General features: G+C 42.7%; 10 protein-coding genes. 5 read left to right on the top strand and 5 right to left on the bottom strand.

All coding sequences use genetic code 11. From position 1 onward, the window contains the following. Positions 1 to 69 precede the first annotated feature (69 nt). The 4 genes from KP803_RS06070 to KP803_RS06055 all read right to left on the bottom strand — a co-directional run bounded on the left by KP803_RS06070 (position 70) and on the right by KP803_RS06055 (position 4,407). A complete protein-coding gene (locus KP803_RS06070; protein WP_248007952.1) occupies positions 70 to 732 on the bottom strand; it encodes a DUF2057 family protein in 663 nt (220 codons plus the stop codon). A 144-nt stretch (positions 733 to 876) separates the two neighbouring features. Further along, positions 877 to 1,863, bottom strand: a complete 987-nt coding sequence (locus tag KP803_RS06065) for a porin (RefSeq protein ID WP_248007951.1) — start codon at positions 1,861 to 1,863, stop codon at positions 877 to 879. Positions 1,864 to 2,555: 692 nt separating this feature from the next. After that, a complete protein-coding gene (locus tag KP803_RS06060) occupies positions 2,556 to 3,272 on the bottom strand; it encodes a YccT family protein (RefSeq protein ID WP_248007950.1) in 717 nt (238 codons plus the stop codon). 157 nt (positions 3,273 to 3,429) lie between these two features. Next, a complete protein-coding gene (locus KP803_RS06055; RefSeq protein ID WP_248007949.1) occupies positions 3,430 to 4,407 on the bottom strand; it encodes a porin in 978 nt (325 codons plus the stop codon). Between the two features lie 508 nt (positions 4,408 to 4,915). Between KP803_RS06055 and dinG the strand changes: the two genes are divergently transcribed. The 5 genes from dinG (at position 4,916) to KP803_RS06030 (ending at position 9,841) form a co-directional block, all read left to right on the top strand. Beyond that, positions 4,916 to 6,988, top strand: coding sequence for an ATP-dependent DNA helicase DinG (dinG, locus tag KP803_RS06050; RefSeq protein WP_248007948.1), 2,073 nt, complete (start codon positions 4,916 to 4,918; stop codon positions 6,986 to 6,988). A 75-nt stretch (positions 6,989 to 7,063) separates the two neighbouring features. Further along, complete coding sequence (locus KP803_RS06045) at positions 7,064 to 7,843, top strand: sulfite exporter TauE/SafE family protein (RefSeq protein WP_248007947.1); 780 nt, start codon at positions 7,064 to 7,066, stop codon at positions 7,841 to 7,843. Positions 7,844 to 7,894: 51 nt separating this feature from the next. Continuing rightward, entirely contained in the window at positions 7,895 to 8,443 is a 549-nt protein-coding gene (locus KP803_RS06040) for a primosomal replication protein (protein WP_248007946.1), read from the top strand. 16 nt (positions 8,444 to 8,459) lie between these two features. After that, positions 8,460 to 8,627 (top strand): pleiotropic regulatory protein RsmS, encoded by a 168-nt coding sequence (gene rsmS, locus KP803_RS06035; protein ID WP_248007945.1) that lies wholly within the window; start codon positions 8,460 to 8,462, stop codon positions 8,625 to 8,627. Positions 8,628 to 8,692: 65 nt separating this feature from the next. Further along, entirely contained in the window at positions 8,693 to 9,841 is a 1,149-nt protein-coding gene (locus tag KP803_RS06030; protein WP_248007944.1) for a ribosomal protein uL16 3-hydroxylase, read from the top strand. A 98-nt stretch (positions 9,842 to 9,939) separates the two neighbouring features. On the opposite strand, the gene KP803_RS06025 is transcribed toward KP803_RS06030, so the two are convergent. After that, positions 9,940 to 12,057 (bottom strand): methyl-accepting chemotaxis protein, encoded by a 2,118-nt coding sequence (locus KP803_RS06025; RefSeq protein WP_248007943.1) that lies wholly within the window; start codon positions 12,055 to 12,057, stop codon positions 9,940 to 9,942. Between the last annotated feature and the right edge of the window lie 24 nt (positions 12,058 to 12,081).

Genomic DNA, 12,081 nt, shown 5'->3' with positions numbered 1-12,081 from the left:
TTTGGAGGAGTATAGACTCCTCCCTACCACGCTTATAACACACTTAGATAAAATCAAAAATGGATGACTTTACCTCTCTTCATCGAGCATCCAATGGTGAAATGCTCTTCTTTCGGTTTTTGAGGCCGCTTTGTACCATACTTTCACTTGCTCTAAGCTGAGCCCACTCCCATTACTTTTTATTGGCAGCTGCTTTGGTGACTGATATGACTTGGTAACCTGACTTTCCTCACCGCCGGCCTGAGTCGAAATAAGAACGTCATTCGAAAAATCAATACCTCTACTTTCATTGTAATCACTCACAATGGCTCCTAAACCAAGAAATGGCATCGCACCCTGCTTTTTAGGCAGCGGTTCTTGGGTATAGTCGATCTTCTCACCGTCTTGTGTCAATTTCCAATCTGGATTTAATTCCCTAAAAGCACGATTAGCTTCTGAGACGCTTCTTGCGACCGGGTGACCAATTTTTATTTCATCACCAGAAACCAAGACAGTAAGTACATAGGGGTCCGAAGTGAATACCTTTCTACTTCCTCCCCTACCCAGCTGTTTATCCATTCGAACGATAAGTTGGGTTTCCCCCTTGGGTATTTCGTTCTTACCTATCTTTGACTTAGCTTCGTGACCATTAATGTAAAGAATAGATACGCCTTGGGCTGGCGTTAATGTCGCTGAACTTGCTGAAAAAGAGACGATACAGGCGAAGAACAGCGCCCAGTTAAACTTAATCATTTTCCCGTAACTCCATAAACTTAAAAATTCATATAGTGTAAAAGTTAAGCTGAATTAGTTTGATATGAATATGTAAATCAACGAATAAAAAAGCCACCTTTCGGTGGCTTACAAACGCATATAATACTAAGTGGACGGCTTAGATTAGAAGCTTGCTGCAATACCTACTGCGAAACCAGTATCGTATTTAGCGCCTTTCTCATCTAGACCACCAACTTCAGCGTAAACTGATGTATTTGGAAGAAGAGCGTAACCTGCGTTTAGGAACCAAGAGTTGATGTCACTAGCGTCGCCATCGAAGCTTGTGTTGCTGTAACCAGCAGCAAACGTAGTGTTGCCCATTGTGTAATCAGCAGCGATTGCAATTGTATCTTCTTCGTCTTTAACACCTTCTACTTTCATCTCTGACATGTAGTAACCAAGTTCGATGTTTAAGTTCTCGATAGCGCCGTAACGTGCTTCTAGAGCGATTACGTTAACGTCAGCTTTAGGAGTATTAGCCTTCAATTCTGCGTCTGCATAGATAGCAGTAAAATCAAAACCAGCTACACGGTAACCCAGTTTCACATCGTATGCACCGCCATCACGACCCATTTTATTGTCGTTGTGCTTGTCTTGCATTAGACCAAAACCACCGTAGAAGCTACCGTTGTCGTAGTCGTAACGAATTGCTTCATTACCGCCGTCTACAGCTGCATCAAAATATGAGCTAATACCGAACTGGTAGTCTGCGCCAATACCTGCATCATCAAGTTGAGTCGCTAGGCTACCTACTTTGATTGAACCGAAATCCGCAGTGTAAAGGCCAACGAAAACATCACCAGCACTTACGTTACCTGGTAGGTCGTAACCATTCTTTTCTTCTAGTGCAGAGATCTCGTAAAACGCACCAATCTGAAACTGGTCATTAAACTGGTAACGAGTATCAAACGCTAGGTTCGCATCGCCAAACGCTTGTTTAAAGTCGTTTTCATTGTCAACACCATCGAATTTTTCAGCGCGGTCATGGATGTAGAAGATTTCTACGTCACCAGCCATGTTAACTGTAACGTTGTCTTGGTTGAAGATTTCGATAGCGTGCGCTGACGTTGCTGTAGCTGCAACAGCAAGAGCTAATAGAGTTTTTTTCATTATAAGTCACTGCCTATTTATTAAATGGGGACACCTTAATTTGGCACCCTTTACTTGTTGCTTGAGGTCTAAGAACTAAATGTCGTTAGAATCCTGCTCGCAAATTTCGAGGCAAGCTTGCAAAAGTTGCTCAAGAGAGTCAAACAACCACCAAAAACCAAACCAGACACAACAAAAATCAAACAGACAACAAGTAATTACTTTAAAATCAATTACTTAAGCACAAGCACCCAAATGAAACTGCAGTGTAAAAAAGTGATATTTACCTTTTTATATATAAAACAAACGAAAACCAACAACACATAAAACCAATATATCCATCACAAAAAGAATATATGGCCATCACTCGAAAAATTAAAGGATATAAATAGTGAATAACACTGCATAATGGAATATCACAAAATGCATTTAAACCTCTAACCTATTTTTGTGCGCAAGATCTACTATCTGTTAATTAAGGTAAAAACAGGGCTTTTAGATTTAAGTTATTCATTTAGCAGGTAAGCACTCATATTCACCTCGATTACCACGTAAATCGCTTATGAAGCGTAAATAGAACGTTAATAAAGTAGTTAAGTTAACTAAACAGTTAAGAAAAGAAGTGGGCTTGTCTTTGCGCGTGGGAGATAAGAGGAGGGGGGGAAAACAAAAAAGGAGCCCATAAGGCTCCTTTTTTGAGAATCTTTAGTGGCTTACTCTTGATCGATCATCCAGCGGCGGAACTCTTTGCGCTCTGATTTCGATGCTTTTAAGTACCACGCTTTAAGCTGATCTAGATTTTGTGTGTCTTCAATCGCGAGCTGTGGCTGTGAGACTGGTTTTGTCTCTTTCGCCATTTGCTTATCGGATTTAACGGTGCTTGTTGTCGACGTGCTTGCTACTGCAACAGTCGTAGCCGCTGCAACAACAGGTGCTACAGTCGCTGAACTCTTTTTACCATCAACAAAGTGAATACCTTTGTCTGCATTGTAATCACTCACGACGGTATCTAAGCCCATGAATGGCAGCATGCCTTTTTTCTTAGGTAATGGTTCTTGTGTGTAGCTGATGTCGCTGCCATCTTGAGAAATTCGCCATTGCGGATCACCAGACCTAAACGCGTTTTCAGCTTCTCCCGCACTTCTCGCCACAGGATGGTTTAGTTTAATTTCCTCGCCAGTGACATTGAGAGTCACGACATAAGGGTCAGAAGTGAATACTTTTTTGCTACTACCTTTGCCTAGCTGCTTGTCCATTCTGATGACAAGTTGAGTCTCACCGTCTAATAGTTCATTTTTACCAATTTTCGCCTCAGCTTCTTGACCATTAATATAGAGAATAGAAACGCCCTTTGACGGAATTAATGTTGCGGCGTTTACAGAAAATGCGGTCATACAAGCTATCGACATAGCCAATCTAAACTTATTCACAATAAGTTAACTCCCTGAAGTAATACTCAAATTTACTGACGATATAACTGTATCACGTAGATGCAAAAACTAAAGTTATATCTATGAATCTATGAAACTATGAAACTAAAAAAGCCACCTTTCGGTGGCTTTTCAATTAAAGCTAAATGGTTAGCTATTAGAAGCTAGCTTTAACACCAACTGCTACGCCAGTTTCGCTATCAGTTTCGTCATTACCACCAACTTCAACATATGCTGTTGTATTTGGAGCAAAACCGTAACCAGCATTTACAAACCAGTTGTTAACGTCATCAACACCAGCAGTGTTAACACCAGAGATGCTGTAACCAGCCGCTAGAGTAACTACGTCGATTGTGTAATCTGCAGCAAATGCGATTGTATCAGCTTTTAGTTTGTCAGAACCAGTTGCTTTAACATCAACTTGATAGTAACCAAGCTCAAGGTTCAAGTTTTCAACACCGCCAAAACGACCTTCAAGACCAAGGATTGACTCATCCGTTTTTGCGTCAACACCAGTAGTTGTTAGCTCTGCATCACCGTAAAATACTGTGAAATCAAAATCAGCAACACGTACACCTGCTTTTAGGTCAAAGTAGCCGCCATCTTTACCCATCTTGTCGACATCATGTTTGTCTTGAGCTAGAGATACTGTACCGTAGAACATACCTTTATCTAGGTCGTAACGAACCATCTCGTCAGCACAGAAAGAGCTGCCATTTTTGAAAAATGAGCTCACACCGAACTGGTAATCAGAACCAACACCAGCGTCATCTAGAGCACCACAAGTACGACCGATCTTAACAGAACCGTAAGATTGCGTGTAGAACGCTACGTAAGTATCACCAACACGCGCTTCTTCGTGGTTTTTACCTTCGTCTTTATTAAAGCTTGCACCGTCAAACTCCCAGTAACCACCGAAAGACACTTCGTCGTTTACTGCGTAACGTACGTCAAAGCCAAAATCTGCATCTTGGATTTCTTGTCTGAATTCAGAGTCTTTTGCTGTGTCTTTTTTGTATACAACTTCGATATCGCCGTGTAGACCAACAGTCACACCTTCGTTGTTGTAAATTTCGATCGCTTGTACTGAAGTTGCTGATGCTGCGATAGCAAGAGCTAATAGAGTCTTTTTCATGATAATCCACTGCCTTTTCATTAGATGGGAAATCCTTGTCCGGTTCCCTTTATTTTGATGGTGGCTCAAGCTCTTATGGCCCAATGTCACCGTCACTAAATTTCGAGGTCTAGAGTGCAAAAGATAATCCTGCGTGTCAAATCTTCTAAAAACAAAGCTAAAAAAACATCTAAACCTTAAGTATCAGATAGTTACATGTTTTTGTGGTGTTTTTTCGAGCCACTTCTTAGGTTTACACCCAACAACATCAAAAAATTAACAAAGCACCCATCCAGAACAAACAACCAAAAATGTCATATCTTTAACCATTAATTAGATGATAACTTCACACTAACCACCCAGATAGAGGTTTATATATTTTTACTTATAAAATTAATCTAACTTTATGAAGGTTCAACTTTTTTTTGTGAACAAGATCCATATTTTGTTCAATAGCATTCAATTTCGTGAACTAAGTACACACTAGAGATTTGTGCTAACATCCCTGAGTCACAATTTAGGTCACAGTATGTCAGCCAGTAAAATCCAACAATCTATTCGTAAAAGTTATCAAAACCTGCAGTTTCAGTTGGATAACTTTGTACCTCGTCGAGCGCAAAACTATCTTGTTGCAGAAATCACCAAGACGCTTTGTGGTGACTATCACAAAAAAAATCGCATTTTAGTCGGCGAAGCTGGGACTGGAATTGGGAAATCGCTTGCTTATTTAATGGCAACCATTCCGATCGCTGTGTACAACAATCGCAAGGTGGTTATTTCAACCGCGACAGTCGCACTTCAAGAACAGCTCATTAATAAAGACTTGCCTCTGTTTCGTCGCATTACCGATAGAGAGTTCTCCTTTATATTGGCAAAAGGGCGCCAACGTTATTGCTGCGCTGAAAAACTGGCTACGGCAAGCGGTGTCGACGGCGGTCAACTCGCCATGTTTGAATCAAAGCCGCAGAAAAACGAAGTCGACTTATTACAAACCATGTATAAATCCTTGGTTGCCGGTAAGTGGGATGGTGATAGAGATTCATGGCCAAAGCCTATTCGTGACGAGTTATGGTTATCGATTGCTAGCGACAAGCACAGTTGTAACAACAGTCTACCTATGCATCGTAATTGTCCGTTCCAAAAAGCGCGTTCCGAACTCGACAAAGCGGATGTCATTATTGCTAACCATAGTTTGGTTATGGCAGACGCAGACCTTGGCGGCGGTGTTATTCTTCCCGAGCCAGAGAATACGATCTACGTTTTTGATGAAGCGCATCATTTGCCTAGAGTCGCACGTGACCACTCATCGGCATCAGCAAGCCTAAAAGGTGCCGCTAGTTGGTTAGAACGTTTGAATAAGCTAGTGAGCAAGTTTGCAAACCTTGCAGACGAGAAACGCGTCGGGCGTTTTCAAAATCAGCTCCAAGATTCAATTCAACAGCTTATACCCTCTTTATCGCAGCTCAGCCAGCGTTTCGAACCATCTGAATTTGAAGAAGGTCGCTATCGCTTTGAGAACGGTGAGTTGCCTACTTGGCTAGAAAAGGAGTCGGCTGAGTTAAAGCAGCTTTCTACGAAAGGCGCACAAGCGTGTGCAAAGATCGCTGATCTGATTGCCGAGCGACTCAAAGATGGAGAAATCTCCAGTAAGTTGGCGGAGCCTGCTTTGGCCGAATTGGGGTTTTATTTACAGCGCCTTGAAAACCTAGCTCAAGTTTGGACGTTAATGGCGGAGCCAAAACGAGAAAAAGGCGCACCCCTTGCGCGCTGGATAGAAACATCGAAAGATAATGACGGCGATTTCACCGTTAACGTCTCGCCACTGGAAGTTGGCTGGCAGTTAGATCAGCAGTTGTGGAGCCGATGTATTGGGGCAATATTAGTGTCCGCCACCATGCGCGCCCTTAATTCGTTTAGTTTCTTCTGTCATCAAACAGGCGTGAGTGATAAACCAGATTCAGGGACACAGTTTTTAGCCCTTGCTTCCCCTTTTGATTATCCGAAACAGGCAGAATTGATTGTCCCTGCGATGAAGTATGAGCCGCAAGCACCTCAATATACTGAATATCTTATTGAAATATTGCCTAAGCTAATTGAAGACAAGCAAGCCAATCTTGTTCTATTCTCCTCTTACTGGCAGATGAATCAGGTTGCCGAAGGGCTAGCGACAAGCTTCACTAAAAAAGGATGGGCACTCCAAGTTCAAGGTGACAGTTCAAGAACTGAAATTCTCAATAAACATAAAATGCTCATCCAATGTGGCAAAACAAGTGTGCTTTTTGGTACGGGTAGCTTTTCTGAAGGGCTCGATCTCCCCGGTGAACTTTTAGAAAACCTAATTATCACTAAGATTCCATTTGGAGTCCCTACTTCGCCTGTTGAACAAGCTCATGCTGAATATATCGAGCAACGCGGTGGCAATGCGTTTATGCAAATAAGTGTTCCAGAAGCGAGTAAAAAGTTGATTCAATCTGTTGGTCGATTACTGCGAAAAGAGAGAGACTCTGGTAAAGTGTATATCCTTGATCGTCGTATCGTGACTAAGCGTTACGGTAAATCACTACTCGATTCGCTGCCCCCTTTTAAAAGAACAATAAAATAGAGTGATTCATTTAAGTTACGTATTAAATCAAAAGCTACGTAATGAATGTTCACCCTATATAAAGAAGATTGATTTATGGAATTACTAGAGCCAACCATGTTGGTTGTGCTGGCGCTTGTCGCTTTTACTGCTGGATTTATCGATGCTGTTGCCGGTGGCGGTGGAATGCTGACCGTTCCTGCTCTTTTATCATTAGGTTTACCTCCTCATATTGCGCTTGGTACCAATAAGCTTGCAGCCACATTCGCATCATCGACTGCAGCGTTTACCTATTACAAAAAGAAACTGTTTAAACCTCGATTTTGGGGGCAAGCTTTCATTGCTACCCTTATTGGCGCCATATTTGGTACGTTAATCGTCGATATGATCAGTACTGAATGGCTAGAGAAAGGGCTGCCTTTAGTTATTCTCGCGGCGGCTATCTATACGATTTTCCATAAAACGCCTCAATCCAATCAAAACGCATTACCTAAGCCTTGCGCTTCTATTCGTAGAAAGCAGATTATTCAAGGATTAACGCTTGGGTTTTACGACGGAGTTGCAGGACCTGGAACAGGCGCATTTTGGACAGTCAGCTCTATGGCGCTTTATCGACTCAATATCTTATTGGCATCTGGCCTAGCCAAGGCAATGAACTTCACCAGTAATTTTACCTCGCTCGTGACATTCGCAATTTTAGGGCATATTGATTGGGTACTTGGTTTAACTATGGGTGTCTGTTTAATGGCTGGCGCTTATGTGGGTGCGCATTCAGCCATTCGATTTGGAGCGAAGTTTATTCGCCCAGTTTTTGTTACCGTTGTCAGCGTATTAGCAGTCAAACTGGCTTATCAAGCTTGGTTTGTCTCTGTATAAGCCCCGATTACCTATTTTTTGCTAGCCAACCGATTTAACACGAGTACAGTAATGAGCAATTTTTCAAATCTCAAACCGATATTAGAACAGCTTGCACATCAAGCCGCTCAGCTCGATAGGCGTCGTGGCGAACATCATCAACCTCTTTTTGATGAAAGACTGTTCCACTGCCACGGAAAGTTATTGACGCCTTGTGTTAACGAAACGCAATCAACGTTTAAAACCATCACTCGAGAAGAGCAAGCCAACAAATTAACCAAAGATCGAGCCGAGTTTTTAACAGAACGATTATTAGCGCAAATAAGCGCGATTCAACGTGAGTTATCGACACAAGGAATACGGAAACAAGAGCCGAAACACTCGAGTTATTACCGCAAACCTATCAATGCACTTTATCAAGAACTGGCAAAACACCAAGAGTGGGAAATACGCCTTCGCGATATGGTGAGAGAAAAAGAGCTCGAATTGGCACAAGCCCCCTCTTTTCATCAGCAGCAAGCTCAAAAAGCGCTGTTGGCTACGGAACAGCGATTACAGCGATGCCAAGAGGCAAAGCTAAAACTTGAAAAACAGATCACTTATAAAGAAAAGAATCAGTAACTAGGTCAAAAAAGATATGTCTAACGAAAACGCATCACCACTTGATAATGCGCCCGATGAAATAAAACTCGCGGTTGATTTAATCTACCTTCTCGAATCTAACGAGGTAGAATTAGAAACGGCATTAAAAGCGATTGAAATCGTTAAGTCCGATCTAGAATCTAAACTCGCAGCGACACCTTAGTTTATCTTAAGGTACACGCTCAATAAAACGTTCTATTAACTTCACCTCTTTCTATTGGTAAATACATGTATCAACTTTCATTCTCTTTGGAATCATTTTTAGCGGAATTCTGGCATAAAAAACCAACCATCATTAAAGGCGGTTTCACTGACTTTGTTGACCCTATCACTCCAGAAGAGGTGGCAGGGCTCACAATGGAAGAGGAAATAGACTCCCGCTTCGTATCAAACCTTAATGATAATTGGACCGCTGAACATGGTCCATTTGAAGAGAGTAAGTTCTCGGAACTCCCGACATCTAACTGGCAGCTGATCGTTCAGGCCGCGAATCATTGGCATGACGGTGTCGCGCAGCTAACCAAGGCCTTTGAAGCGCTACCACAATGGTTATTTGACGATCTTATGATCTGTTATTCAGAGAAAGGTGGCGGAGTTGGCCCACATATCGATCAATACGATGTGTTCATTATTCAAGGCAGTGGCAAACGTCAATGGCGAGTGGGTGATAAAGATGTGGGTCAGTACAAAGAGACTCATCGAACCGAAGCACTGAGACAAATTGAAGGGTTTGATTCCATCATTGATCAGGTTCTAGAGCCCGGCGACATTTTGTATATCCCACCTGGTTTCCCTCATGAGGGCGTCACGCTTGAGCCTTCGATGAGTTATTCAATGGGTTACCGTTCACCGAAAGAGCAAGAGCTTATCAGTAACTTTGCCGATTACATTCTTTCTCACGATATGGGCGATGTACATCAACACAATCCGTTGATGGAGACTCAAGCCCATCATGGAGAGGTTAAATCATCTGACTTAACACAGTTAACAGAGATGATGACCAAAGCCTTCCAAGACCAAGAAAGCATTAAAGACTTTATGGGAACCATGTTAAGCCAGTCTCGCCACCAACTCGCTTTCTATCCACCTGAAGAGGCTTGGAGCGCGGAAGAAGTTGCACAATATTTTGAAACGGACGCGGTATTCCTGAAAGTGTCGGGTTTACGTGCGTTGTATAACGAGTCTGACCCTTGTGTTGCCTATATTGATGGCAACATGTATAAGGTCGATAAAGAGCAACAGCCGTTATTACAGTGGCTATGTAACAATAACTCTATCCATCAAAGTGTCTTGAACAGACCATTTGAAAGCGCGGAAATAGCCCTTTTAACTGAACTAGTGAATAAAGGCTACTGGTTCTGTGATGAGAGCGAATAAGCCTCTGCCAGTCAGTCAGTCAGTCAGTCAACATAGAAACAGCTAAAATAGAAACGCCAGCATAGATTGCTGGCGTTTTTGTTCATCGTCAAAGTACCTTACACCTTAAATTGGCTCACCAAGGCTTGTTGGCGTTCAGAAAGGTTACTGATCTGATGGCCGACAGACTCTGACTCTTCTGCTTGGCTTACTATCTGCCCACTCAAGTCACGAATGTTCGATACACTCAAGTTAACCTCTGCTGAAACGGTTTGCTGCTCCTCTGCTGCTCGTACGATTTGGCTGTTCATGTCATTGATAGCCGCTATCGCTTCAAAAATTTGACTCAGCTCAGCCACGGCGGTGTTAACTTGAGCCGATGAATCATGCGCTAATTGATTACCTTCTTGGATAGCATTAACGACATCTTGAGTGCCGCTCTGTACTTTTCCAATAACTTCACGAATCTCCCCAACCGAGTCCTGAGTTCGACTAGCAAGATTACGTACCTCGTCTGCGACAACCGCAAAACCTCTACCTTGCTCGCCTGCACGAGCGGCTTCAATTGCGGCATTCAGCGCGAGTAAGTTGGTCTGCTCAGAAATTCCCTCGATAACCGTTAAGATTTCTGTAATATTCGAGTTATTCTTCGCTAGCTCTTCGACGATCGGCACCGCTTGAGTCATTTTAGTCACTAATGTACCCATTTCATGCTGTGAGCTTTCTATCACCTTCTGGCCAGATTCAGCAGCTTCGTTAGCATTGGTGGCCGCTTGCACTGCCGTTTCCGCATTTTGCACTACAAGACTTGCGGTTTGAGTCATCTCTTCTGACGCGGTAGCGACTAAATCGACTTCTTTAAATTGAGATTCACTGCTACTGCGCGTCGCCATGGCGGCCGTTTTTGCCTGAATGGTGGTATCAGCGACTTCATTGGTAGTGCTCACCACTTCTCTGATTGTCAGTTGTAGCTTCTCTAAAAACAGATTAAACCCTTCTGCTAACTGCCCGACCTCGTCTTTCGATTTCACCTCTAAGCGCTGAGTTAGATCACCTTCACCAGAAGCAATATCATCTAGACGAGAAACCACCTCTCGAATTGGCTTTACAATTCGTTGTGCTAATAATGCAATCAGTCCCAAACCAATCAGAACAAATACACCGCCCGTTATAAGTTCACTCATAACGCTAGAGGATAAATTGTCTGAGAGTACTTTATCGAGCTCAACGGCATCGGCAATCACAACCGAGCGAGGCATTTCAAATATCACTCCCCACGTTTGGTTCGCTACGTTCATTGGTGCAAATACCGTTAGCCACTGCTCGTCGCTACTCCAACTGGTGTTTAGCTCTTCCCCAAATAAGAGGTCAGTCACTTTATCGTTGCTAATGGTACTGCTTTGGAAGGCGCTACCGATAGGTAGACTAGGGTCATCGCTTGCGATCAACGAACCGCTAAGACTTAAAATATACAGGCGTCCACTTCCATCAAACAAGCTTTGATCAGATTCCATCACGATATTACTCAGCTGATCAAGCTTGAGATCAATGCCATAAAAGCCAATTGGAACTTCATCGATAAGAATAGGAACTGAGATAGAAGCTGCAAGAAACTGGCTTTCATCTTGAATGACTAGCCTTGGTGTTGAAACACAGATCCCACCGCTACCGATTGGGCAATAAAATCGTTCACTGTCACTCGCTTCTGATAATGCTTTTTTGGAAAGCACGTTTGCAATGATATTTTCACCGTTTTCAGCGGTTTTCCAATAGGAAGCAAATTGCCCTATATCGTTAGAACCCACATAATCAGCGTCGATGTAATTGCTGTCCTCACCATCAAGTAAGTTGGGTTGAAAGACAAGATAGGCGCCTTCAATCGAATCAAATTCCGCCACCGATTTTCGAACCATTTCATCTAAGGCCGTACGAAGCTCTTCACTTGAACCAAAATTCTCTTCTGTATTAGTTTTGAAAAATAGCGCGTTAGACGCCAGCATCTCTGCTCGATAAATCGCTTCATTCAAAAACTGAGCAACTTCCGTCGCGTTCAATCGCGCTCGGGTTTCTAATAGTTGTTGCGACTTATCAATAACAGAGGCTGAACTTTGAGTCGTGATGGTCTTTTGGTTTTCAATGGCGTTATAAACTGAAAATCCAACAAGAGAAAGAGAAGTGATAAGTAAGCAGCATCCTGCTAGAAGTGTAATTTTCCACTGCACGGAAAGAGTTCGCATATTACATCCTTATAAGCAAACAGT

The sequence above is a fragment of the Vibrio amylolyticus genome (assembly GCF_023145695.1).
GTDB lineage: Bacteria > Pseudomonadota > Gammaproteobacteria > Enterobacterales > Vibrionaceae > Vibrio > Vibrio amylolyticus.
Note: the sequence above shows the minus strand (reverse complement) of the source record. Positions and strands in the feature narration are given on the sequence as shown.